Origin of the sequence: Stenotrophomonas sp. ESTM1D_MKCIP4_1 (assembly GCF_003086895.1) — a bacterium.
Lineage (GTDB): Bacteria > Pseudomonadota > Gammaproteobacteria > Xanthomonadales > Xanthomonadaceae > Stenotrophomonas.
The window spans coordinates 1730976-1754924 of sequence record NZ_CP026004.1 but is presented as its reverse complement, the minus strand read 5'-3'; the positions used below and the strand labels follow the sequence as shown (position 1 = coordinate 1754924).

Here is a 23949-nt window from a genome sequence, read left to right as displayed (position 1 = left end):
CCCACCCCGCCAACCCTCAGCAAACCCGCTTTTGACGTTGACGTTGACGTTGACGTTGACGTCAGCAGGTGCAGGGCTGCAAGCCCTGCAACCCCACCCCCTCAGTGCGCAGGGCGCGAGGGCGGCAGCCAGGCGGCGATGATGCCCAGCAGCGGCAGGAACGCGGTCAGCTGGTACACGTACTCGATGCTCGTCCTGTCGGCCAGCAGACCCAGCACCGCCGCACCCAGCCCACCCATGCCGAAGGCGAAGCCGAAGAACAGCCCCGACACCATGCCGATGCGGTGCGGCATCATCTCCTGCGCATACACCACGATGGCCGAAAACGCCGACGACAGCACGAAGCCGATCAGCACCGCCAGCACCGTCGTCCAGAACAGATCCGCATGCGGCAGCGCCAGCGCGAACGGCGCCACGCCAAGGATCGAGGTCCAGATGATCGGCTTGCGGCCAATGCGATCGCCCAGCGGGCCGCCGAGGAAACCACCGGCCGCCGACGCCACCAGGAACGCGAACAGGTGCAGCTGCGCCTGCGCCACCGGAATGCCGAAGTGGTGGATCAGGTAGAACGTGAAGTAACTGCCGATGCTGGCCATGTAGAAGTACTTGCTGAAGATCAGCACCAGCAGGATCGCCATCACCCGCGCCACGGTGCGGGTCGGGTGACGCGGGGCGACCGTGCCCTGCCCGGCCGGACGCGGCGTGCCTAGATGCAGCGCGTACCAACGGCTGACATACGTCAGCAGGGCGATGCCGATCAGCGCCGCGCCGGCAAACCACGACGCGGCATGCTGGCCGTACGGCACGATCACCGCAGCGGCGATCAGCGGGCCCAACGCGGTACCGAAATTGCCGCCGACCTGGAACACCGACTGGGCGAAACCGTGGCGCCCGCCGGACGCCAGCCGCGCGATGCGCGAGGCTTCCGGATGGAAAATGGCCGAACCGATGCCGACCATGGCCGCCGCCAGCAGTACCATCGCATAGTTCGGCGCGAAGCCGAGCAGCAGCATGCCGCACAGGGTCGACGCCATGCCGATGGGCAGTGAGTACGGTGCTGGCCTGCGGTCGGTGGCCAGGCCCACCAGCGGCTGGAAGATCGACGCGGTCAGCTGGTAGGTCAGCGTGATCAGGCCGATCTGGGTGAAGCTGAGGTTGAAGCCGCCCTTGATGACCGGATAGATGGCCAGGATCAGCGACTGCATCATGTCGTTGACCACATGGGAGGTGGAAATGGCCGCCAGCACCCCGCGGGATGTGCTGCGGGTGGTGGGGGCGGGTGTGGCCAGGCTGGACATGGTGCGCAGTCAGGATGGGGGCGAGCCGTGCATGCTACGGTGCCCTCCCCCTCCCTTCCGCCGCGTTCTGGTCATGCCATATCGCAAAAAGGACACGCCCTGCGCGATCAGGGAGTCCGCGCCCTGGAACGAAGTGCCCGGCCACCGGCCGGTAACCTGCCGGGTGAAGGACTATCCCGCCGGCACCCGGGTATCGCCGCACCGGCACCGCCGCCACCAGCTGGTCTATGCGATGTCCGGCCTGATGGTGGTGCGCTCGGAAGTCGGCCGCTGGGTGGTGCCATCCACCCGCGCCATCTGGATGCCGGCCGGCATGGCCCACGCGGTGGACTGCATCGCCGATGTGCACATGCGCAGCCTGTACATCGATCCGGCGTTCGCCCCGCAGCTGGCTACCGAAGCGTTCGCGGTGCAGGTGGCGCCTTTGCTGCGCGAACTGCTGCATGCCGCCAGCCAGATCGAAGGCGAACACCACGACGACAGCCGCGATGGCCGCGTGGTCCGCCTGCTGCTGGACGAACTGCACCGCATGGACGTGCTGCCGCTGCACCTGCCTACGCCCAACGATCCGCGGCTGCAGCGCATCTGCCAGCACATCCAGAAGCATCCCGGTGACGAAGCCACCCTGCAGGACTGGTCCGAAGCGCTGTCGGTGGACGTGAAAACGATCCAGCGCCATTTCGCCAGCGAACTGGGCATGACCTTCGGCCAGTGGCGGCAGCAGGCGCGGCTGCTGGCCGCGATGGAGCGCCTGGCCGTGGGCGAGAAGGTGATCGATGTGGCGCTGGCGATGGGCTACGACAGCCCCAGTGCGTTCACCAGCATGTTCAAGCGTCAGCTGGGGCAGACACCGGCGGCGTTTTTCCGCTGATCGCATACGAAAACGCCGGGCAGTGCCCGGCGTCGTCGTTCAACACGTACCTGAAGGATCAGGACGTCATGCGGTCCCAGAAGCCCTTGACGCCATCCATGAAGGTGGCCGACTTCGGCGAATGCTTGCGCGCTTCCTCGCCGACGAAAGTGGCCTCGAACTGTTCCAGCAGCTTGCGCTGATCGTTGGTCAGGTTCACCGGGGTTTCCACCACCACGCGGCAGTACAGGTCGCCTTCGCTGCGGCTGCGTACCGAACGCACGCCCTTGCCGCGCAGGCGGAACAGCTTGCCGGTCTGGGTCTCGGCCGGGATGCGGATCTCCGCTTCGCCGCCAAGGGTGGCCACGCGCACGGTGTCGCCCAGCGCGGCCTGCGAGATGCGGATCGGCACTTCGCAGTGCAGGTCGTCGCCATCACGCTGGAAGATGTGGTGCTCGCGCACGCGCACTTCCACGTAGAGGTCACCGGGCGGCGTACCGGCCGGGCCGGCCTCGCCTTCACCCTGCAGGCGGATGCGGTCACCGGTATCGACGCCGGCCGGCACCTTCACCGACAGCACCTTGTCTTCCTCGATGCGGCCGTTGCCGTGGCAGGTCTTGCACGGCTTGGCGATGATCTGGCCGCGGCCGTTGCAGTTGTGGCAGGCCTGCTGCATGGCGAAGATGCCGCGCTGGATGCGCACCTGGCCGCGGCCATGGCACACGTTGCAGGTCTCGACCTTGCCGTCTTCCGAGCCGCTGCCATCGCAGTCGCCACATTCGGCCAGGGTCGGGATCTCGATCCGGCGCTCGACACCGCGCACGGCCTCTTCCAGATCCAGTTCCATCACATAGCCGATGTCGGCACCGCGACGGGCCTGGCGCTGGCCACCACCGCCGCCACCAAAGATGTTGCCGAAGATATCGCCGAAGATATCGTTCATGTCCGGGCCGCCCGGACCACCGCCGCCGCCCATGCCGTGCTCGAACGCGGCGTGGCCGTGGGCATCGTACATGCGGCGCTTGTTGCCGTCGGACAGCGTTTCGTAGGCTTCCTTGCACTCCTTGAAGGAGGCTTCGGCGGCCGCATCACCCGGGTTGCGGTCCGGGTGGAACTTCATCGCGCAGCGACGGTAGGCCTTCTTCAGCTCTTCGTCGGTGGCGGTGCGGGCAACGCCCAGCACTTCGTAGTAATCGCGCTTGCTCATATCGTGGATCGCATTCCGGAAAGTCGGGATTCGTCAAAGCGGAAGAGCGGAACCAGGTCCGCTCTTGCGTCGGGCGCCCCGACACGCCGGCAGGCGGTCAGGACCCTGGTACGACAACGGGACGCTGGTGGCCAGCGTCCCGCGTCGGTCCGGATCAGGACTTCTTGTCGTCCTTGACTTCGGTGAACTCGGCGTCCACCACGTCATCCTGCGCCTTGCCTGCGTTGCCGGCGTCGGCACCCGGGGCACCGCCCTGGTCGGCCGAAGCAGCGGCGAACAGCGCCTGGCCGGCTTCTTCCAGCACCTTCGACTTGGCTTCGATCTGTGCCTTGTCGTCACCCTTCATCGCGGTTTCCAGGTCGGCCAGCGCCGCCTCGACCTTGCCGATGACATCGCCGCCCACCTTGCTGCCGTGCTCGGTGATGGCGCTGCGGGTGCCGTGGATCAGGGCGTCGGCCTGGTTGCGGGCCTGCACCAGTTCCTGGAACTTCTTGTCTTCTTCGCGGTTGGCTTCCGCGTCGGCGACCATGCGTGCGATCTCTTCCTCGGACAGACCCGAACCGGCCTTGATCTCGACCTTCTGTTCCTTGTTGGTCTTCTTGTCCTTGGCCGACACGTGCAGGATGCCGTTGGCGTCGATGTCGAAGGACACTTCCACCTGCGGCAGGCCACGCGGGGCCGGCTCGATGCCGGACAGGTCGAACTTGGCCAGCGACTTGTTGAAGCGGGCCTGTTCGCGCTCACCCTGCAGCACGTGCACGGTCACGGCCGACTGGTTGTCCTCGGCGGTGGAGAACACCTGCGAGGCCTTGGTCGGGATGGTGGTGTTCTTCTCGATGATCTTGGTGAACACGCCGCCCATGGTCTCGATGCCCAGCGACAGCGGGGTCACGTCCAGCAGCAGCACGTCCTTGACGTCGCCGCCCAGCACGCCGCCCTGGATCGCCGCACCCAGTGCCACGGCTTCGTCCGGGTTGACGTCCTTGCGCGGTTCCTTGCCGAAGAACTCGGTCACCGCCTGCTGCACCTTCGGCATGCGGGTCTGGCCACCGACCAGGATCACTTCGCTGATGTCGCTCGAGCGCAGGCCGGCATCGTTCAGGGCGACGCGGCACGGCTCGATCGACTTCTTGATCAGCTCGTCCACCAGCGATTCCAGCTTGGCGCGGGTCAGCTTGATGTTCAGGTGCTTCGGACCCGAGGCATCGGCGGTGACGTACGGCAGGTTCACTTCGGTCTGCTGGGCGCTGGACAGCTCGATCTTGGCGCGCTCGGCGGCGTCCTTCAGGCGCTGCAGGGCCAGCGGATCCTTGCGCAGGTCGATGCCCTGGTCCTTGTTGAACTCTTCGACCAGGTACTCGATGACGCGGTTGTCGAAATCTTCGCCGCCCAGGAAGGTGTCGCCGTTGGTGGCCAGCACTTCAAACTGCTTCTCACCGTCGACGTTGGCGATCTCGATCACCGAGACGTCGAAGGTGCCGCCGCCCAGGTCGTACACCACGATCTTGCGATCCTTGTTGTCGCCCTTGTCCAGGCCATAGGCCAGCGCGGCCGCGGTCGGCTCGTTGATGATGCGCTTGACGTCCAGACCGGCGATGCGGCCGGCGTCCTTGGTCGCCTGGCGCTGGCTGTCGTTGAAGTAGGCCGGCACGGTGATGACCGCTTCGGTGACCTTTTCACCGAGGAAGTCCTCGGCGGTCTTCTTCATCTTTTCCAGCACCTTGGCCGAGATTTCCTGCGGCGCCATGCGCTTGGCATCGCTGGTGGACACCCAGGCGTCGCCATTGTCGTGGGCCAGGATGCTGTACGGGACGTGGGCGATGTCCTTCTGCACTTCAGCGTCGGTGAACTTGCGGCCGATCAGGCGCTTCACCGCGTAGAAGGTGTTCTTGGGGTTGGTGACGGCCTGGCGCTTGGCCGAGGCGCCGACCAGGACTTCGCCGTCCTTGGTGTAGGCGACGATCGACGGGGTGGTGCGATCGCCTTCCGAATTCTCGATGACGCGGGCCTTGCCGCCGTCCATGATCGCCACGCACGAGTTGGTGGTGCCGAGGTCGATACCAATGATCTTGCCCATGGGGGAGACTCCTGAAGAATGCTTGTGGGTGTCAGTCCGGCCGGTCGGCCGGTGGATGAATGGGATGTGGGGGAGGCTCGTGGAACATTCAAGCCATCACCCGAACGCTGTGTTCAACCGTTCAAGGTTCGCCGGGCATGGCCCGGCGCGACCGATCCCGGGCGGCTTTGCGCCCGGGGCGCCGGGTCAGTCGGCGGCCACCACCACCAGCGCCGGCCGCAGCAGGCGCTCGTTGAGCAGGTAGCCCTTCTGGAACACGGTCACCACGCTGCCGGGGGCGGCACCGGGGGCCGGCACCTGGCTGATGGCCTGGTGGTGTTCCGGGTTGAACGGCTGGCCGGTCGGGTCCAGCAGGACCAGGCCGTTGTCGGCGGCGACCTTCAGCAGCTGCTTGTAGGTCATTTCCAGCCCCTCTCGCAGCGGGTTGGCGTCGTCGCCGGCGGCCTTCAGGCCGGCATCCAGGCTGTCAAACACCGGCAGCAGTTCGCCCAGCAGCTTTTCGTTGGCGAACTTGCGGGCCTGGTCGATGTCGCGGGCCACGCGCTTGCGCTGGTTTTCAAGGTCGGCGCGCTCACGCAGCGCATCGGCCTTGACCTGCTCGACCTCGGCGCGCAGGCGCTCCAGTTCGTCATGGGTGCCTGCGGCGGCGGCCGCATCAGCGGCGCTCTGCTGGGATTCGATATCTGGATGTTCTTGGTTCATGTCTGGGTCCCTGGCGGTCACTCTCCGCCTCCACCCACCCTAGTGTGGGCGGGATGCTGCGTTTCAAGCGTCGGCCGGCCCTGGACCGCGTCGCGGGGGCGAAAAGGCCGCCCCGAGTACGTCCGCGGTGGCCTGGACCAGGGGAATCACCCGGTCGTACGCCATCCGCTTCGGCCCGATCACCCCCAGCACGCCCAGCACCTGGCCATTGGCCGTATAGGGCGCGGTGACCAGCGAAACCCCCTGCAGCGGCATCATCCCGGTCTCTTCGCCGATGAAGATGCGCACGCCCGGGGCCTGGATCGTCCGCTCCAGCAGCTGCAGGATCTCGCGCTTGCTGGAAAACAGCTCGAACAGCTCGCGCAGCCGTTCCAGGTCGGACAGGTCCTGCACCCCCATCAGCCGGGTCTGGCCGGCCACCAGCATGTCGTCGGCTGGCGGTTGCAGGGCCTGCTCGGCCAGTTCGATGCTGTGGGCCAGCAGCTGTTCCAGCTCGGAACGGGCATCACGCAGCTCCAGCAGCAGGCGGGTGCGGATCTCGGCCAGCGGCAGGCCGGCGAAATGGGCATTGAGGTAGTTGGCCACCTGTTCCAGCTGGCCGGGCTCGAAGTCCTGGCGGGTCTCGATGACCCGGTTCTGCACTTCGTTGTCGGCAAACACCAGGATCGCCAGCACCCGGCGCCCATCCAGCGCCACGAAATCGATCTGGCGGAAGGCGAACTGCTCGCGGCGCGGCGCACTGACCACCCCGACGAAATGGCTCATTGCCGACAGCAGCTCCGACGCACTGCCGAGCAGGGCCTGGGTGCTGCCGCCACCGGCCAGCTCATGGCGCAGCCGGGCCAGTTCCCCCTCGCCCGGCGGCTGCATCTGCAGCAGGCTGTCGACAAAGACCCGGTAGCCGTGCGCGGTCGGGATCCGCCCGGCCGAGGTATGCGGCGAGGCCAGCAGGCCCAGATCCTCCAGATCGCCCAGGATGTTGCGGATGGTGGCCGGGCTGACCTCCAGCCCGGCCACGCGCGCCAGCGTCTGCGAGCCGACCGGCTCACCGTCCTGGATGTAGCGCGCTATCAGCGTGCGCAGCAGATGGCGCGCACGCGGGGCAAGCTGGTCAGCGGAACCGTGCATGGAATCAACCTGTGAGACACGGACATTAGATAATGGCGGTGCGTCGCCTTGGCAAGTCATTGGACCACCCCGTCGCGCGTGCTAGCGTTGCGCGGCTCAGACACCCCTGTACCCATGCTCAGACATCTTTCGATCAAGGATTTCGCCGTCGTCCGCGCCACCGAGCTCGAGTTCGGGCCCGGCATGACCGTCGTTTCAGGCGAGACCGGCGCCGGCAAGTCGCTGATGGTCGACGCGCTGGGCTTCCTCTCCGGCCTGCGCGCTGACAGCGGCGTGGTCCGCCATGGTGCTGCCCGCGCCGAACTGTCGGCCGAATTCGCCCTGGACCAGCTGCAGGCCGCACGCCAGTGGCTGGCCGACAACGAACTGGACGACGAGGACCAGTGCCAGCTGCGCCGGGTCATCCGTGCCGATGGCGGCTCGCGCTCGTGGATCAACGGGCGCCCGGTCACCCTGGCGCAGCTGGCCGAACTGGCCGGGCGGCTGGTGGAAATCCACGGCCAGCATGAGCAGCAGGCCCTGCTGACCCGCCCGTCGCAGCTGGCCCTGCTGGATGCCTATGCCCGCAACGAGGACGAGCGCCGGCAGGTCCGCCGCGCCGCCGCCGCGTGGCAGACGCTGGTGGATGAATCCCTGGCCCTGTCGCAACAGGGCGACGTTTCCGACCGCATCGGCTTCCTCGAACACCAGCTGCGTGAGCTGGACCGCGAGGATCTGGAACCCGAATCGATTGCTGCGCTAGGCGCCAGCCATCGCCGCCAGGCGCATGCCAGCGCCCTGCTGAGTGCCTGCCAGGCGGCCAGCAACCAGCTCAACGGCGATGACGGCAGCTCGGCGCTGGACCTGCTGCAGCAGGTGCGCCACGAACTGTCGCGCCTGCTCGAGCACGACCCGCGCCTGGGCGAGGTGGACGGCCTGATCGAAAACGCCTCGATCCAGCTGCACGAAGCCCTGTCGCTGCTGGACCGCGTGCATGACGACCTTGATGCCGACCCGGAGCAGTTCGAGGAGAACGAGCGCCGCCTCGGCCGTCTGCACGACCTGGCCCGCAAGCATCGCGTGCCGATGGATGAACTGGGCGCGCAGCGCGAACGCATGCATGCCGAAGTGGAGCAGCTGCGTGGCGCCGACGAGCGCCTGCAGCGCCTGGCCGGTGAGATCGACAAGGCTGCGGCCGCCTGGCGCGTGCAGGCCGAAGTGCTCAGTGCCAGCCGCCGCACCGCCGCGGCCGAGCTGTCGGCCACCACCACCAGCATCATTGCCGAACTGGGCATGGGCGGCGGCCAGTTCCTGATCGAGCTGGAACCGCAGGACGGCGGCAAGCCGGACCCGCAGGGTGCCGAGCGCGTGGAGTTCCTGGTGGCGGCCAACGCCGGCCAGCCGCCGCGTGCGCTGCGCAAGGTCGCCTCCGGCGGTGAACTCTCGCGCATCTCACTGGCCATCGAAGTGGCGGCACTGGACCTGGATGCGGTGCCGACCATGGTGTTCGACGAAGTCGATTCGGGCATCGGCGGCGCGGTGGCCGACATCGTCGGCCAGAAGCTGCGCGCCCTGGGCGAGAAGCGGCAGGTGCTGTGCGTGACCCACCTGCCGCAGGTCGCGTCCAAGGGCCATGCCCATTACCGGGTCAGCAAGGCCCCGGTGGAAGGCATGACCCAGAGCGCCGTGGAAAAGCTGGACACCAAGGCACGCGAAGAAGAGCTGGCACGCATGCTGGGTGGCGTGGAAGTGAGCAAGGAAGCGCGCGCCGCCGCCCGCAAGCTGCTGGTAGCGTCGAACTCGCCGGATTGACCGCGTTCATCCACGCATGGCGTGGATCTACGGGTAGTGCCGGCCGCTGGCCGGCAATATGGTTGCCGGGCGGCGCGGTGCGGGTCACCCCAGCGGCCGCGCCAGATCCACGTTCTCCACCAGGAAATCCAGCAACACGCGCACCCGCAGCGGCAGGTAACCGCCCTGCCCCAGGAACACCGCGTGGACCTCTTCCAGATCACCGGGATTGGCCGCTTCAAGCACCGGCACCAGGCGCCCCGCCGCCACATCCGCCTGCACCTGGAACGCGGCCAGCCGCGCCATGCCCAGGCCGCCCAGCACCAGCTGGCGCAGCGCGTCACCATTGCTGGCGCGGGCATTGCCGCTGGGCAGCACCCGCAGTTCGCGGCCGTCGTGCAGCACCGGCCAGCCCTGCATCGCGCGGGCGTGGCCGATATCCAACCGGTTGTGCGCCTGCAGTTCCTCGGCCGTGCCCGGCAGACCGTGCAGGCGCGCATACGCAGGCGCTGCCACGATCATCATCCGGGTCGACCCCAATCGCCGCGCCACCAGGCTGGAACTCTTCAGCGGCCCCGCCCGCACGGCCACGTCGGTGCGCTGCTCCAGCAGGTCGATCACCTCGTCATTCAAGGTCAGGTCCACGCCCACCTGCGGGTTCTGCTGCAGGAACCGTGGCAGCAGCGGCAACAGGAAGTGCTGGCCGAAGGGCACGTTGGAATTGACCCGCAGCCGTCCGCGCGGCTCGGCATGGGCACTGGCACAGCGCTCGGCCTCTTCCAGGTCGGCCAGCACGCGCAGGCCGCGCTCATAGAACGCGCAGCCCTCCGGGGTCAGCTGCAGCTGGCGGGTGGAACGCTGCAGCAGGCGCGTGCCCAGCCGCTGCTCCAGCCGCGCCACCAGTTTGCTCACCGCCGAGGGCGTCATGTCCAGCGAACGGGCCGCCGCAGAAAAGCCACCGGTCTCGATCACCCGCACGAACACTTCCAGTTCGCCGGATCGGTTGATGTCGGGTCGCGCCATGTCAGTGAATCCAGTTCACAGATGATTATCCGCGCGCAGTCTAGTTCACAGATGGCGCGGGAATCACCATGGCAGTCCCTTGTTCCGGGAATGCCCGATGAAACGCCTCAGCCCGATGGCCAGCGCCAGCCTGCTCGCCTCCGCCCTTGCCAGTAGTGCCGCTGCCGCCGCGGCCCCGCCCAGCCACTGGGTGGCCAGCTGGCAGGCCAGCCCGCAACCGGTGTGGGGGCCCGATTTCCTGTTCCCCACCCTGCTGCCCGCGCGCCTGGACAACCAGACCTTCCGCCAGACCGCCCGTCTCAGTCTGGGCGGGCCGCGGATGCGGGTGCGACTGAGCAACGCCCATGGCACGCAGCCCCTGCAGATCGGCGCGGCCAGCGTGGCCGTGCAGGACGGTTCACCGCCGCTGCCCCTGCATTTCGATGGCCAGCGCGGCGTGCGCATCGCGCCGGGCCAGCAGCGCCTGAGCGACCCGCTGCCGCTGCCCACCCATGACCTGCAGCAGGTGCAGGTCAGCACCTACCTGCCGGGACCGACCCCGCTGCAGACCTTCCACTGGGAAGGCCGGCAGACCAGTTGGTTCGCACCGGGCGACCAGAGCCGCTCTATGGCGCTGCAGGACGCCAACCCGACCACCGCCCGCGTGCTGCTGGCCGGAATCGATGTCGAAGCACCCGCCAGCGCGCGCAGCGTCGTGGTCATCGGCGATTCGATCACCGATGGCGCCACCGCCAGCCTGGACCAGGACCAGCGCTGGACCGACCACCTGGCCGCCCGCCTGGCCCCACGCGGCATCGCCGTGGTCAACGCCGGCATCTCGGGCGGCCGCCTGCTGCGCGATGGCATGGGCGAAGCCGCCCTCGCCCGCTTCCCACGGGACGCGCTCGACCAACCCGGCGTGGCCAGCGTGATCGTCCTGCTCGGCATCAACGACATCAGCTGGCCCGGCACGGCCTTCGCCCGCAACGAGACCCGCCCCACGCTGGAGGAACTGCAGGCGGGCTATCGGGCGCTGGCGCAGCAGGCGCGGGCGCGTGGCGTGCGGATTCTTGGCGCGACGCTGCCGCCCTTCGCTGGCGCCCTGCCCGATACGCCACTGGATGACTACTACGCGGCCGACAAGGACGCGCTGCGCCGGCAGCTGAATGACTGGCTGCGAAGCGAGAGCCCCTTCGACGCGCTGATCGATCTGGATGCCGCCCTGCGCGACCCGGCCGAACCGTCGCGGATGGCGCCCGCCTTTGATTCCGGCGACCACCTGCATCCGGGCGATGCGGGCAACCGAGCGATGGCCGAGGCGGTGGATCTGGATGCTTTGCTGGGCAGTGAGGGGTCAGAGCCCTTTCCCGGCGGGAAAGGGATCTGACCCCATGCGGTCGGCCGGGGTCGGATCCCTTTGCGCCAGCAAAGGGCTCTGACCCCCGCACCAGGCCGCAGCAACAAAAAACCCCGGGGCAGGCCCGGGGTCTTCGCACATCAGCATCTGGCTGCAGCGTCTTACTTGCGCTTCTTGCGCACGTACAGCACCAGCGAGTGCTCTTCCAGTTCGTAGCCGTGATCGGCGGCGATCTTGCGCTGAAGCTCCTCGATCTCGTGGCTTTCAAACTCGATGATCTTGCCGCTGTCCACATCGACCATGTGGTCGTGGTGACCACCGCGGTCCAGCTCGTAGACGGCCTGGCCGCCTTCAAAGTTGTGCTTCAGCACCAGGCCGGCGGCCTCGAACTGGGTCAGCACCCGGTACACCGTGGCCAGGCCGATTTCATCGCCGTGCTCCAGCAGCTGGCGGTAGATGTCTTCGGCGGTCATGTGGTGCTGGGCATTGCGCTGCTCGAGCAGCGCCAGGATCCGCATCCGCGGATGGGTCACCTTCAGGCCGACTTTACGCAGGTCGTGGGTTTCCATAGGTCTCCGTTCATTGGCGATTTAGCGCCAGCTGCCTCGGATTGGGTCGCGGTGGCACGCCGGGAGTGTATCATCGGTTTGATTTCCCCAACCGCCAGTACCGATGCGCAATCTTCTGTTGGTCGCCGCCGTCGCCCTGTCCACCACCGGGTGCGGCATCATCTACAAGCAGCCCATCTATCAGGGCAACCTGATCCGGGAAGATGCCGTGGCCAAGCTGCAGGTCGGGCAAAGCAAGCAGCAGGTGAATGCGCTGCTGGGCACCCCGTCCGTGCCGGACCCCTTCCACGCCCAGCGTTGGGACTACACCGCCAGCCAGCGCGTGAACCGTCTCGGCCGCAGCGAAGTGAAGAACTTCACCGTGTACTTCGAGAACGATGTCGTCACCCGTTGGGAAGGCGACTACTTCCCGGCCAACGACAAGGCCCTGGCCCAGCAGACGGTCCGCCAGTTCGGCCGCAACCTGGCCAAGGACAAGAAGAAGGGCCGCTGACCGCCCCGCCCGCCCTTCGGGGCGGGCCTCTGGAATCAATCGCCGCGCGCGCGACGCCGGCGGTTGTCCTTGGGGTCGGCCTGCAGTGGCCGCAGCAGTTCCACCCGATCACCGTCCAGCAATGCCTGCTGTGGGCGTGCCAGCACGCCATGCACGGCAACGGCCGGGCACCCGGCGCTGCCGTCGAGGTCGGCCGCGGCAATGGCATCGGCCACGGTCGCGCCTTCCGGCAGCTGCAGCCGGCGTGACTGCACCTGTTGCGGCCAGGCCAGCACCACCTCGACCTCGATCATGGCTCAGCCCTCGTCGGCAACGCGGACGAAGTCGTTGACCATGCGATCGGCCAGCCCCTGGAAACCGATCGCCAGCGCCGGCCCCAGCAGGCGCGATTTCGGCTCGAATTCCAGGGTCAGGGTCACCTTGCAGGCATCCTCGGCCAGCGCATGGAATTCCCAGCGGCCGTGCAGCTGCTTGAACGGGCCGTCGCGCAGCTGCATATCGATGCTGTGCGGGCGCTGCAGGGTGTTTTCGGTCTGGAACCAGGTGCTGAACGAACCCAGGCCCAGATCCAGGCGGGCGACCAGGCGGTCCTCACCCTGTTCCAGGATGCGGGCGTCCGAGCACCAGCGGAAGCGGCGCGGGTAGGCCTGGACATCGTTGACCAGGTCGAACATACGCGCGGCCGGATGTTCGACCAGGGCGCTGCGGCGGATAGTAGGCATAAAGACGGCGCGTTTCGGCAATCGACCGGGCGGGCCCGAATCGGAGACAATACGGAAATGAGCAAGAACAGCGGCAAGGATAAAGCAAAGAACGCGACGGCCAACAAAACCATCGCGTTGAACAAGCGTGCCCGCCACGAGTACCACATCGAGGAGCGCTTCGAGGCGGGCCTTGCGCTGCAGGGCTGGGAGGTCAAGTCGATCCGCGCCGGGCGCGGCAACATCATCGACGCCTATGCCTATGTGAAGCAGGGCGAAATCTTCCTGATCGGCGCACAGATCACCCCGTTGATCCAGGCCTCCACCCACGTGGTGGCCAACGACCGGCGCGAGCGCAAGCTGCTGCTGCACCGGAACGAGATCGACAAGCTGGTGGGCAAGGTCGAGCGTGATGGCTACACCATCGTGCCCACGGCCATGTACTGGAGCAAGAACAAGATCAAGCTGGAAGTGGCGCTGGCCAAGGGCAAGCAGACCCACGACAAGCGCGATGCCGCCAAAGACCGCGACTGGGCGATCGAGAAGCAGCGCGTGATGCGTCGCGGAAACCGCGACGCGTAACCGCCGTTTGTAGAGCCGAGCCATGCTCGGCTTGGTTTTTGGGGCAGCCGAGCATGGGCTCGGCTCTACCGTTCGCGGGCCAGCCGAGCATGCCTCGGCCCCACAGAAAGGCGGGCGATCAGCCCGCCAGCATGCCCTGCCCGCGCATCCGCGGCGCCAGGGCCGCCTGCATCACCGCCAGATGCATCACCACCGCCAGTTCCGGCGCATGGCGATCATCGCCGGCCCGCCACTGCCGGGCCAGCCGCGCTGCGTCATCCGGCAACAACGCCAGCAGCTGCTGGTCATCCAGCGCATCGGCCCGGTGCTGCAGCTGCTGCGACAACGCCCAGCTGCGACGGACATGGGTCAGCATGCTCAATGAGGCCAGCGTCAGCAGCGCCACCGCCGCGCCATGCTCGAACCACTGCGCGATGACGTCCGGTCCCCAGACCATCACCGCCAGCACAGCCAGGGCCAGCATGCGCCAGCCCGGCACCAGCGCCTGATCGCGCCGCGGCCAGTACACCACCACGGCGCTGGCCACCAGGAACACCGCCGCCGTCGCTTGCAGCGCGGTCAGGCACGCCGCCACCAGAATCGCCGCCAGCGCACCCCAGACCCAGCCCGGCGGCAACGCGCGTCGGCGGTAATCGGCGCCTACCGGCCCGACCAGCTGTCGCAGGCTGCGTTGTTGCATGGCGTCGGTCACTTCGGGTCTCCGTGTCGGTCCTGGCTCGGATGTTCGACACCAGTGTGTCGCAAAATCGTGCCCATGACGTTAGCAATCCGCTATGACGGGCACGCTGCAGTCAACACACTTCACTTGCACACCGACGCCGCCGCCTGCAGCAAGGGGCCTGGCGCCAATGCCGGCGCGGCCCGATCTGCCGGAAATGCCGCCGCGATCGCCTTGGCAGCCCGGTCGGCATGCGGCTGCATGTACCAGGACGACTCACCGGACAACACCTGACCGCGAACATCGTGTTCAAAGCGGTACTGGCCCCAGTAGATGGCCAGGGGCTCTTCCAGCGCATTCAACGGATTGGGCAGGGCCAGCGCACTGGGGCAGGCCTCCGCGAAAGCCGTTGCCAACAGCGCCCTGCGCCCCCCTGGCTGCCCAGCGGACAGGAAATGTGCGTACTCATGCAACACGATCGGAGCCCAGTCGTCCTGCACGCCCTGCGCCGAGAACAGCAGGATGAAGCCGCCGCGAAGCTTGGCCTGCGTGCGGTTGGTGTACGGCCACCACACGAAACGGACCTGGAACGTCGGGACGGCCTCGACACCATAGAACGAACGCATGCGGGTGACGAACGCCGCCGCCTCCGGTGCCGCCAGTTCCTTGGCCAGCACCTCCTGCTGTTGCGTGAAGCGGCCCGTGCCGGCCAGCAGCGCGCGCGCCCGTGGCATGAAGCGCGCGTAGTAAGCGCGCAACAGGTCCCGGTCGGCGGACGCCTGCGCGGCAATCGCATCGTCGGCGACCGCCCCGAAGGAGGCCGCGTTCTGGAAGTAGCTCGTGTACGGATCGCCAGTGCGGGTATCGCTGCCGGCAAACAGGCGGTCGCCCAGCGCGCCGCTACCCTGGTCGTTGCGGGCCATGGGGGACGTGCGCTGGCGGAACCGCGCGTAACCCTCGATGGCGGCACGATCCTCCGCGTCCAGTCCGAACCGGCGCTCCCAGTCCTGCTGGTAGATCGCACTGGTATAGCCGGGCAGCCAATCGGGCAGATTGTCGAGCAGGTTGAACAGATCAAACGTCTCGTCGTAGCCCACCGTCACCAGGGGCGCCGCCTGTCGCGAAGGGCCTTCTGGTTCAGCGCGTGCCCACGGGGCAAGCAGCAACAGCACAACGAGGCACGCGACGTGCCCTGCCCGCGACCTGACTGACATCCGGCATCCCCCCCTGGAAGACTGAATGGATTGATTCGAGCACGGCCAGCCATGGGCCCACAACGTGCCCATCGGCAGGGGGGCGCCGGGCCCGCGCGTCGCTGGGCGTGACTGTTCAGGAAGATTGCCGTACCATTCGCATCGTTAGGCGGGTCTCTGGGCAACCAGGCACCTGAAAGCCTCGCAGAACTTGAAGAAACCGGGGGTGCATTGGTTTCGACGGGGGTTGTGAAGTCGCCTGGCGCATGCCGAGGGGGTAGCTGTCCTCGTAAATCCAGCTGCAAAACTCTAGTTGCCAACGACGACAACTACGCTCCGGTCGCTCTCGCAGCCTAAAAACTGCGGTGCGTGACCTTCTGCCGACTTAGGCGGAGCCTCGAAACTGCTTGTGTCCATGCTCGCAGCGTAGAGTCATTATCATGGAATCGCGCTGGGCGGCTGCCTGTCAGTCCGGCACTAGAACACAACAGGCTGGTCCCCGGGTGCGCTTTGCACACCGTGCTGCTCGGGGGCGAGATCCAACGGTGAGCTAAGCATGTAGTGCTGGGGATGGAGTGCCTTCGGACGGCGGTTCAATTCCGCCCACCTCCACCATCTGTATCGCCCCTCGGGGCGCGAAAAGCCGGACGCTCCCGTCGATTGGGGTCCGGCTTTTTTGTTGCCCGCGGCACAGCGCAGCGGCCTGCCACAGCACACCCGCCCCACCCTACCCCCAGCGCCGTACCCTGCGCCGGAAATCCGCGTAGTCCACGCCGAACCGGGCAGACAGCACCTGCTCCTCCGGCACGATCTGGAAACGGGTGATCCAGCCGACGAACATCGGCACCACCAGCAGTGCCGCAGCGCTGCCCAGCCACAGCATGGCCCCCAGCAGCACCAGCCCCTGCCCGAGGTACATCGGGTTGCGGGTGTGGCGATAGATGCCTTCGGTAACCAGCGCGGTAGCCGCGGCCGGGCGCAGAGGATTGACCGTGGTGCGCGCGCGGCGGAAGGCCAGCTTCGGCAGCAGGTTCAGGGCCAGCCCTGCCAGCATCACCAGCACCGCGATCCAACCCGGCACCGGCAACACAGGCCACGGCCAGACTCGGGCCAGCAGGTACCCCATCGCCCCGCACAGCAGCATCAGCAGCGGCGGCGGAATCCGCGTTTCCAGCAGGTGCATCGTCTGTCCTTGAAAAGCACGCTGCGCGATGGTGCCACAGCCCGGCCAACGGCCGTTCATCCACATGCTTCCGCGTTGACACCCCGGCCGCTAGAGTGGCGCCACCGCGCTGGAGGATCGCATGGCAACCACGGGCATCGGCGTCATCCGCCACACGACCCTCATCATCACCGCGCTGCTCCTGCTGAGCGGCTGCGCCACGCTGCGCCAATTCGGGCCCTCGGTACAGGTGGCCTCGGTCACGCCGGGCCAGTACATCGCGCTCAAGCGCGGCGACATCCTCACCAGCGGCCGGCTGAGTGCGGCCACGATGGAAACGCTGCGCGTAGCGGGCCTGGACGAGACCACCTGCGCCAAGCCCGGCCTGCCGTGCATCGAGGCGATGGAAGCGAGCATCGTGGTGCGCGAGGAGGACAAGCGCTCCACCCTGGCCGAGTTGTGGCTGCAGCAGGCAATGGCCCTGCCAACTCCCAAGGCCAAGCGCGGCACCACGCCGGCCATGATCGTGGCCGATGCCGGCTTCCAGCCGCGGCTGGATGCGTGGATGCAGGTGGCGCGGCAGTCGTATGCCTATCTGTTCTTCACCGAACGCACCGCCAACCAGCGCGGTTTCGAGGATCGCCAGACCCAGGTGCGCGATTACTACAACCTGGCCGCGCAGGAAGCGGCGGTGATGCTGTTCGATGCCTATTCCAGCCGACAGGTGCGCAACGAGGATGGCCGCCTGCAGCTCGGCCGCTGGACGTTCGTGCTGGCGCCGGCGGACACGGGCGTGGTGCAGGACACCCGCGAACCCATTGAACTGGTGCCGGCAGCCTCGCTGTCCTTCACCGGCACGCTGCGCCGGGTGCAGCGGCGCGATGGCTTTGGGGCCGAACTGGTCGCGGTGATGGCGGACCCGGCCAGTGGCGGCCTGGCAGCGCCCCACGAGCCCGGTAAAACGGCGGATGCCAAGCCGGCGCAGGGCCCAAGCTGGAGCGGCATGCCCTCGCCGTCGATCACGGTGCTGCTGCGCTTTTCCGGCGCCAACCTGTGGGAAGTGCTGCACGACGAAACGCCGACCGTGGAGATCCATGATCCCTACCAGATCGCGGCCGTTGAACTGCACGGGCAGAAGGTGCCGCTGGCCGCCAACTTCACCGCCGGCTACGCGCTGTGGCTGGCGCGCGCCAACTTCAGCCGGCAGTCGCTGCGCAGCCTGTTCGGCAGCAAGGGCGGCATTGATCGGCCGCACCTGTTCATGCTGCAACCGTACGATCCCAACCGTCGGGTGCTGCTGATGATCCATGGCCTGGCCAGCAGCCCGGAGGCCTGGGTGAACGTGGCAAACGAGCTGATGCGCGACGATGAGATCCGCCGCGAGTTCCAGGTGTGGCAGTTCTACTACCCCACCAACATGCCCATCGCGCTCAGCCACGATGCCATCCGGCACACGCTGGACGACGTGATGCAGCACTACGATCCGACCGGAGAAGCGCAGGCGTCGCATGACATGGTGGTGGTGGCCCACAGCATGGGCGGGGTGATCTCGCGCCTGCTGGTGTCTTCGTCCGGCGACCATCTGGTGGACACATTGCTGGCAACGGCCAAACTGAGCCCTCGGCAACGCGAACTGCTGCGCACGCGTGGCGCGCCGGTACTGACGTTCCAGCCCGAACCGGAAATCTCGCGGGTGGTATTCATCGCCACCCCGCACCGGGGCACCGATGTTGCCGGCACCCGCCTGGGGCGCTGGATCGGCCGGCTGGTGCGCCTGCCGTTGACCGTTCTTGAGGATGTGGCCGGTGTGGATGATGGCGGCAGCTTCGACGTCAAGGACGCCAAGCAGGGCTACCAGATGAACAGCATCCAGAACCTGGACAAGGACGATCCCTTCGTGAAAGCGGTGGCCGACCTGCCGATGTCACCGCAGGTGCGCTATCACTCGATCATCGCGCGTGCCAGCGCCGATGGCCCGCTGGAAAAGACCGATGACGGGCTGGTGCCGTATTGGAGCTCGCACCTGCCCAATGCGGTATCGGAGAAGGTGATCGTGTCCGGGCACAGCGTGCAGGAGGCCACCCCGGCCATTGTCGAACTGCGCCGCATCCTGCATGAAGACATGCAGGCGCACGACGCGGGCGGCAAGAGGCCTTGATTGAACCGGGCGGCAGGTCGCGCTAACGTCGGCCAGGCCCATCTGGGCAGACAACGGAGATTTGTCATGAAGAGGATGTTCAAGCTGTCTGTCGCGATCTGTACCCTCGCCCTGGCCTTCGGCATGAGCCTGGCCACTGCAGCCGCGGATACGCCGTGTGACGAGTGCTACCGCGCCTACGAACGTTGCATGAAGGAAAGCAACCAGCTCCTGTGCTACGGCGCACTGTCCCGGTGCCTGAAGAACTCGACCGGCTGCCAGCCGCCAAACTGAGTTCGACCGGGTTCGCCGGTAAACCGTTGGCAGCCATCGGCCGCCAACGGTTTCCAGACGAGCCACTTCACAGCAGGCGCCTCCGCTCTGCGCGGTCCACGATCAACGCGGCTCGTTTCCTGCGGTGTCCGCCTCAGAAGTCCAGGCTGTAACCCACGGTCACCGTCCGCCCTCGCCCAGCGAAATACCGCGCTGGTTCAATCAGCGCGCTCTGCGAGTAGTACGTGATGTACTGGCGGTCGAGCAGGTTGGCGATGCCCAGGTTCACCTTGCCCCTGGCAAGCCGGTAGTCCACGCCGAGATCGAACAGCGCGTAGCCGCTGAATTCCTTGGCGGCTTCGTCGAAGTTGCGGCTGAAGGCGTACTGCCCCTGCAGGAAGCTCGACAGTTCCGGCGTCCACTGCGCCGACCATGTGGCGATGACACGGTTCGGTGCGATGTTCAGGCCATCCAGGCGCGCGTCCAGCCGGCCATCGGCATTGCTGTCGTAGCGGCCGCGGGTCCAGGCGTAGGACAGTCCCAGCCGGTGGGCATCATTGAGCCGGTAGCGCACGCTCGCGTCGAGGCCTTCGATGGCGGTCTTTTCGCGGGCAAGCTGGAACGCACCATCGACGGCGATGACGCGGGTGCCGTACTCCGAGCGCGACTGGAATGCGCTGGCTTCGGCCTCCCACGACGGAGAACGGTAGCGCACGCCGATCTCGCTGTTGCGCGTCAGCAGCGGCTGCAGTGAGCGCAACGATTCGACATCGGTACCCGGGGTATTGATCGAACGCAGCACGCGGCCGACATCGGGCATGCCGAACCCTTCGGAGTAACTGGCGAAGGTGTTGAAGCGTTCGGTCGGCGCGTACACCAGGCCGATGTTGCGCAGGTTCTGCTGGAACTTCAGCTTTCCACCCTGCACGGCCACGCGGTTGTAGCGGTACAGCGTGGTGTAGCTGTCGATGCGCAGGTCGGCTTCTTCGCGGCGCCAGCCACCCTGCACGGTCAGCTGCGGCAGCAGCTTGTAGTCCGCCTGCACGAAACCGGCCACGCTGCTGTAGCGCGAATCGGGCACGTAGGTGCGACCGGTGCCGTACAGGTCCTGCTTGCCACTGTCGCGCAGGGTGTCCACGCCGGCAGTGATCTTCAGGTCGCCACCGAGCAGGTCATCGCGGCCCAGGCTGGTCTTGGAACCCCACTTGGAGGCGGTCGAGCGCGATTGGTCGTACAGGGTACCGACCGGTGCGATCAACGGGTCCTGGAAGGTGGAGGAATTGTCCGCACCAAACAGGCCTTCAAATTCCTGGTTGAACACCATCGCCTTCAGTTCCATGCCCGCCAGGTCGTGATGGGTGTAACTGAGGCCGGTGGTCCACGCGTCGTTCCAGGCCGGCGTACCCGGCGGCGTGCCGCGTATCGAGGTGGTGGGAATGCCGAGGTTGCGGTTGCCGGCAACCGGCAGGTAATCGGCCTTGGACTTGATGCGGTAGCGGTTGCTGCTGAACTGCAGCTCCTGGTTGTCGTCGATCCAGTAACCCAGCTTGGCGTGCAGATCGTAGGCGCGGGTGGACATCAGGTCGCCCTGGGTAACGTCCACGCCGATCGGCGTGCCCTCGCCGTCCACCCACAGCCCCTGGTCTTCATAGCCTGCACCCAGCAGATAGTCCCACTTTCCCTTGCTGCCGCTGATGCGGTAATCGGCGCGGTAGCCGGCCGTTTCACCGCGCACTTCAGACGTGGGCAGCGTGGTCTGCACGCCCACGTGCTGGTTGACCGCACCCGGTTCCGGGCGCCGGGTGATGAGGTTGATGGTGCCGCCAGTCGCGCCGAGGCCGTTCATGGCGTTGGCGCCCTGGATCACCTCGATGCGCTCGACCAGCGCATAGTCGATCGTGTGCGCTTCGCGGCCGGTCGGTCGCAGCGGGTTCGATTGCGGAATGCCGTCCACCAGGATCAGCGGCGTGCGCCCGCGCAGGGTTTCGCCGCTGCCGTTCATCTTGCCGCGGCTGGGCGTGTACGACGGCAGCAGGCTGGACAGCACATCGGAAGAATTGCTGCTGAGGCGCAGCTGCTGCTCGATCTGCCCCTTGTCGATGACCACCACCGTCTGCGGCGCGGTGGCCGCATCCTGGCCGGTGCGCGATGCAGTCACGATGACCTTGTCCAGCGTCTGTGGCACCGATGGCGCCTGCTCGGCGTGGGCCTGGGCGCCGACCAGCAACGAAATGGCGACCGTCAGCCGCGAATATCTCAGCACGTGAACTCCTCTTGGGGGAGGGCGTGGCGATATGGCTGGCCCGGGAAAGGGCCGTATCTTTCCCCACGTGTCGAAACGCGTCAAATCCATGCTGCCCTGCGACACCCCATCCCGCTCACTTCGTGCTACATGTCAGGTGCGCATGTGCGCGATTGCAGAAAGCAAGGATGATGCTTATGAAACTGCAACTGGCTTCGCTGGCCGCCCTGATGTTGGCCGCAGCAGCCCTTTCACCGTCAGCGGTTTCCGCCGCCGGCCTGCCGGGTACGTCGACCACCCAGTGCGTGCCGGTCAGGATGGGATGGAACGTGGTGCATCAGCACTGCACGGTGACCCACACCTGGCCCGACGGCACGGTGACCACCTCGGAGTACTGGATCGACCAGAACGGTACCTGGTACATCCCGGCCGACTGAGGCCATGCGTCACGCCGGGTGGCCGCTTCGGCTGCCCGGCCGATACCCAGCCGCCCATCCCGGCACACCTCCCCCGCCCGTTCCATGGCATGCTCCGTGAAACCGTTTTCATGGAATGGAGGGATTCCACGATGTTCTCGCGTCTTCGCCGGCCCGCACTCTGCGCGCTGCTGGCCCTTGCTCTGCCCGCTGCTGCCTGGGCAGCCCAACCCCCCGCTTCGTTGAAGGTGATGTCCTTCAACGTGCGCACCCCGGCCGATACCGAACCCGGCAAGCGCTGGGACGATCGTCGCGACGCGATGGTCAAGGTCATCCTGGATGCGCACCCGGCCGTGATCGGCACGCAGGAGATGGTGCAGGAACAGGCGACCTATCTGGCCGCCCATCTGCCCGGCTACCGCTGGTTCGGCGAGGGCCGTCGCGGTGGCGAGGGCGATGAGCACATGGGCGTGTTCTACGACACCAAGGTGCTGGCCATCGAGGACTCCGGCAACTTCTGGCTGTCCGACACCCCGGACGTGCCGGGCAGCATCACCTGGGGCAACCTGTACCCGCGCATGGTCACCTGGGCGTTGTTCCGCCGCCTGGACGATGGCCGCCGCTTCTACTTCATGGACACCCACCTGCCCTACCGCGATGAAGACGAGCCGCGCCGGATCAAGGGCGCCGAACTCATCGCCAAGCGCCTGGACGCATTGCCCGCCGACCTGCCGGTGGTGCTGACCGGCGACTTCAATACCGAACCGGGCAGCGAGACCTACAAAGCCTTTACCCGCGTACTGCAGGACACCCGTACCCAGGTGAAGACGCCGAAGGGCCCGCGCGAAACGTTCCACGATTTCACCGGCAAGGCCACCGTGCAGCTGGACTGGGTACTGGTGCGCGGTTTCAAGGCCCGCAGCTTCACCACCGATGACCGCCGGATCGGCGGCGTGCTGCCCTCCGATCACTTCCCGCTGGTGGTCGAGCTGGACTGGCCCAGACCCTGATCCACTGACGCAGGGATCCAGCGCGGCCATTGCTACGGCGGTGGCCGCCTCCGCAGCAGGCGGTACAGCGCCTGATGCTGGTCGCGCGCCTGGAAGATGCGGGCGACGATGGCCAGGAACAGACCCAGGCCGACCAGGCCTGGCCCGAGCATGGAATCGGGCAGGCGCAGAAAGCCGATGGCCACGGCCAGGGCGGCCAGCACCAGCAGCGCCACCACGGCAACGGACAGGCCGGCGCCCGGCAGGCCGGGATCGCCGAACAGCACCCGCTGCGTCGATTGCTTGTCGTCATTCATTGTCGCCGCTCCTTCTAGCCTGCCCCACTAGTTACTACGGCGGGCAGGCGTCATGTCAGAGTCAGAAGCGTCATACACGCGACGGCCGCCACATCTGAAGGTGCAGTGATGCCCTGAGCCGTCATTTGCAGGCCCGCAAAACGCCGAGACTGTGGGTCCACAATTGCCACGCGGGTGGGAGCCTCCAACGTGATCACAGCGCTGGCTCCGATGCTGTCCGATTTCCTGACCAGTCCCACCGCAGTGTCCAACCTGCCCAACACCAAGGAATGAGCACAATGCGCACCCTGCCCCTGCTTGCCCTGCTGTGCATGCCTGCCCTGGCAGGCGCGGCAACCATGCGCCATGCACCGCCACAAGTGGAGGATCAGCAAGGGACGCCCTGCGTATCGGCGGGCGATGAGCGTGCACCGGTGACCGTGGACCACATCCAGCTGTTCGAGCGCAGCGGCGGCCGTGAGCGGCCCCTGGCCACCGCCGAGCTAGATGGCAACGGCCAAGCGCTGGCGCCGGGCCAGTGCCTGCGTCTGGATGAGCAACCGGCGCTGCGCGGCGTCGCCCTGACACCCGGCCAGGCCTATGGCGTGCTGCTGGTGTCATCGGTACCCGGCCGGGACGGTCCGTCGCGGCGCTGGTACCGCGGGCTGTTCTGCGTGGTGGGGCAAGGCCCTGAGCGTCGTGTGCTGCCCCTGCGGGATACCTCGGGAGAGCGCCAGAAGGATCTGGCCGCCTGCCAGCTGCGGCAGGCGCCGTGACCGGTATCGAAACGGCGGAAAGGCCGGTACGGGTGCAGTGCCCGTACCGGCCCCGATGCCCTCAGGCGTGG

General features: G+C 67.0%; 24 protein-coding genes and 1 other RNA gene. 11 read left to right on the top strand and 14 right to left on the bottom strand.

Annotated elements, in window-relative coordinates:
- Positions 1-101: 101 nt before the first annotated feature.
- Positions 102-1298 carry an MFS transporter gene (locus C1924_RS08175; RefSeq protein ID WP_108764839.1) on the bottom strand — a complete coding sequence of 399 codons (1197 nt, stop codon included), beginning with the start codon at positions 1296-1298 and terminating at the stop codon, positions 102-104.
- Between the two features lie 73 nt (positions 1299-1371).
- Here C1924_RS08175 and C1924_RS08170 point away from each other — a divergent pair, with 73 nt between their 5' ends.
- The gene (locus C1924_RS08170; RefSeq protein ID WP_108764838.1) at positions 1372-2169 is read left to right on the top strand and encodes a helix-turn-helix transcriptional regulator; all 798 of its coding nucleotides are present in this window, start codon (positions 1372-1374) and stop codon (positions 2167-2169) included.
- Between the two features lie 58 nt (positions 2170-2227).
- Here C1924_RS08170 and dnaJ read toward each other — a convergent pair whose 3' ends face one another.
- The 4 genes from dnaJ to hrcA all read right to left on the bottom strand — a co-directional run bounded on the left by dnaJ (position 2228) and on the right by hrcA (position 7262).
- Positions 2228-3355: a molecular chaperone DnaJ gene (dnaJ, locus tag C1924_RS08165; protein WP_108764837.1), complete on the bottom strand. Its 1128-nt coding sequence runs from the start codon at positions 3353-3355 to the stop codon at positions 2228-2230.
- A 154-nt stretch (positions 3356-3509) separates the two neighbouring features.
- Entirely contained in the window at positions 3510-5432 is a 1923-nt protein-coding gene (dnaK, locus tag C1924_RS08160; RefSeq protein ID WP_108764836.1) for a molecular chaperone DnaK, read from the bottom strand.
- 186 nt (positions 5433-5618) lie between these two features.
- Positions 5619-6134, bottom strand: coding sequence for a nucleotide exchange factor GrpE (gene grpE / locus C1924_RS08155; RefSeq protein WP_108764835.1), 516 nt, complete (start codon positions 6132-6134; stop codon positions 5619-5621).
- A 63-nt stretch (positions 6135-6197) separates the two neighbouring features.
- A complete protein-coding gene (gene hrcA, locus C1924_RS08150) occupies positions 6198-7262 on the bottom strand; it encodes a heat-inducible transcriptional repressor HrcA (RefSeq protein ID WP_108764834.1) in 1065 nt (354 codons plus the stop codon).
- A gap of 114 nt (positions 7263-7376) precedes the next feature.
- Between hrcA and recN the strand changes: the two genes are divergently transcribed.
- Positions 7377-9053: a DNA repair protein RecN gene (gene recN, locus C1924_RS08145; protein ID WP_108764833.1), complete on the top strand. Its 1677-nt coding sequence runs from the start codon at positions 7377-7379 to the stop codon at positions 9051-9053.
- Between the two features lie 84 nt (positions 9054-9137).
- Here the strand turns inward: recN and C1924_RS08140 are convergent, their stop codons facing one another.
- Positions 9138-10055: a LysR family transcriptional regulator gene (locus C1924_RS08140; RefSeq protein ID WP_108764832.1), complete on the bottom strand. Its 918-nt coding sequence runs from the start codon at positions 10053-10055 to the stop codon at positions 9138-9140.
- Positions 10056-10152: 97 nt separating this feature from the next.
- Here C1924_RS08140 and C1924_RS08135 point away from each other — a divergent pair, with 97 nt between their 5' ends.
- Positions 10153-11421, top strand: a complete 1269-nt coding sequence (locus C1924_RS08135; protein WP_108764831.1) for an SGNH/GDSL hydrolase family protein — start codon at positions 10153-10155, stop codon at positions 11419-11421.
- A 131-nt stretch (positions 11422-11552) separates the two neighbouring features.
- Here C1924_RS08135 and fur read toward each other — a convergent pair whose 3' ends face one another.
- A complete protein-coding gene (gene fur, locus C1924_RS08130; RefSeq protein ID WP_005409235.1) occupies positions 11553-11960 on the bottom strand; it encodes a ferric iron uptake transcriptional regulator in 408 nt (135 codons plus the stop codon).
- 103 nt (positions 11961-12063) lie between these two features.
- Here fur and bamE point away from each other — a divergent pair, with 103 nt between their 5' ends.
- A complete protein-coding gene (gene bamE, locus C1924_RS08125) occupies positions 12064-12453 on the top strand; it encodes an outer membrane protein assembly factor BamE (RefSeq protein ID WP_108764830.1) in 390 nt (129 codons plus the stop codon).
- Positions 12454-12488: 35 nt separating this feature from the next.
- Here bamE and C1924_RS08120 read toward each other — a convergent pair whose 3' ends face one another.
- Together C1924_RS08120 and C1924_RS08115 are read right to left on the bottom strand one after the other, a co-directional pair.
- On the bottom strand, positions 12489-12746 hold the full coding sequence (locus C1924_RS08120; protein WP_108764829.1) for an RnfH family protein: 258 nt from the start codon (positions 12744-12746) through the stop codon (positions 12489-12491).
- A 3-nt stretch (positions 12747-12749) separates the two neighbouring features.
- Positions 12750-13175: a type II toxin-antitoxin system RatA family toxin gene (locus C1924_RS08115; protein WP_108764828.1), complete on the bottom strand. Its 426-nt coding sequence runs from the start codon at positions 13173-13175 to the stop codon at positions 12750-12752.
- 57 nt (positions 13176-13232) lie between these two features.
- Here C1924_RS08115 and smpB point away from each other — a divergent pair, with 57 nt between their 5' ends.
- The gene (smpB, locus tag C1924_RS08110) at positions 13233-13736 is read left to right on the top strand and encodes an SsrA-binding protein SmpB (RefSeq protein ID WP_079221548.1); all 504 of its coding nucleotides are present in this window, start codon (positions 13233-13235) and stop codon (positions 13734-13736) included.
- A gap of 118 nt (positions 13737-13854) precedes the next feature.
- Here the strand turns inward: smpB and C1924_RS08105 are convergent, their stop codons facing one another.
- Together C1924_RS08105 and C1924_RS08100 are read right to left on the bottom strand one after the other, a co-directional pair.
- The gene (locus C1924_RS08105; protein ID WP_108764827.1) at positions 13855-14427 is read right to left on the bottom strand and encodes a hypothetical protein; all 573 of its coding nucleotides are present in this window, start codon (positions 14425-14427) and stop codon (positions 13855-13857) included.
- A gap of 110 nt (positions 14428-14537) precedes the next feature.
- Positions 14538-15497: a hypothetical protein gene (locus tag C1924_RS08100; protein ID WP_108764826.1), complete on the bottom strand. Its 960-nt coding sequence runs from the start codon at positions 15495-15497 to the stop codon at positions 14538-14540.
- Positions 15498-15809: 312 nt separating this feature from the next.
- Between C1924_RS08100 and ssrA the strand changes: the two genes are divergently transcribed.
- Positions 15810-16202, top strand: a transfer-messenger RNA (tmRNA) gene (gene ssrA, locus C1924_RS08095).
- Between the two features lie 112 nt (positions 16203-16314).
- Here ssrA and C1924_RS08090 read toward each other — a convergent pair.
- Positions 16315-16770, bottom strand: coding sequence for an isoprenylcysteine carboxylmethyltransferase family protein (locus C1924_RS08090; protein WP_108764825.1), 456 nt, complete (start codon positions 16768-16770; stop codon positions 16315-16317).
- A 121-nt stretch (positions 16771-16891) separates the two neighbouring features.
- Between C1924_RS08090 and C1924_RS08085 the strand changes: the two genes are divergently transcribed.
- Both C1924_RS08085 and C1924_RS08080 read left to right on the top strand, forming a co-directional pair.
- A complete protein-coding gene (locus C1924_RS08085; protein WP_108764824.1) occupies positions 16892-18907 on the top strand; it encodes a hypothetical protein in 2016 nt (671 codons plus the stop codon).
- 66 nt (positions 18908-18973) lie between these two features.
- Positions 18974-19180, top strand: coding sequence for a hypothetical protein (locus C1924_RS08080; protein ID WP_159094769.1), 207 nt, complete (start codon positions 18974-18976; stop codon positions 19178-19180).
- A 133-nt stretch (positions 19181-19313) separates the two neighbouring features.
- Here C1924_RS08080 and C1924_RS08075 read toward each other — a convergent pair whose 3' ends face one another.
- Positions 19314-21422 (bottom strand): TonB-dependent receptor, encoded by a 2109-nt coding sequence (locus C1924_RS08075; RefSeq protein ID WP_254051234.1) that lies wholly within the window; start codon positions 21420-21422, stop codon positions 19314-19316.
- Between the two features lie 176 nt (positions 21423-21598).
- Here C1924_RS08075 and C1924_RS08070 point away from each other — a divergent pair, with 176 nt between their 5' ends.
- Both C1924_RS08070 and C1924_RS08065 read left to right on the top strand, forming a co-directional pair.
- Positions 21599-21838 carry a hypothetical protein gene (locus tag C1924_RS08070; protein WP_108764822.1) on the top strand — a complete coding sequence of 80 codons (240 nt, stop codon included), beginning with the start codon at positions 21599-21601 and terminating at the stop codon, positions 21836-21838.
- Positions 21839-21969: 131 nt separating this feature from the next.
- Entirely contained in the window at positions 21970-22827 is an 858-nt protein-coding gene (locus C1924_RS08065; RefSeq protein WP_108764821.1) for an endonuclease/exonuclease/phosphatase family protein, read from the top strand.
- Between the two features lie 32 nt (positions 22828-22859).
- Here the strand turns inward: C1924_RS08065 and C1924_RS08060 are convergent, their stop codons facing one another.
- A complete protein-coding gene (locus C1924_RS08060; protein ID WP_108764820.1) occupies positions 22860-23123 on the bottom strand; it encodes a hypothetical protein in 264 nt (87 codons plus the stop codon).
- 278 nt (positions 23124-23401) lie between these two features.
- On the opposite strand from C1924_RS08060, the gene C1924_RS08055 reads away from it, so the two are divergent.
- Positions 23402-23878, top strand: a complete 477-nt coding sequence (locus C1924_RS08055) for a hypothetical protein (RefSeq protein ID WP_108764819.1) — start codon at positions 23402-23404, stop codon at positions 23876-23878.
- Positions 23879-23949 lie beyond the last annotated feature (71 nt).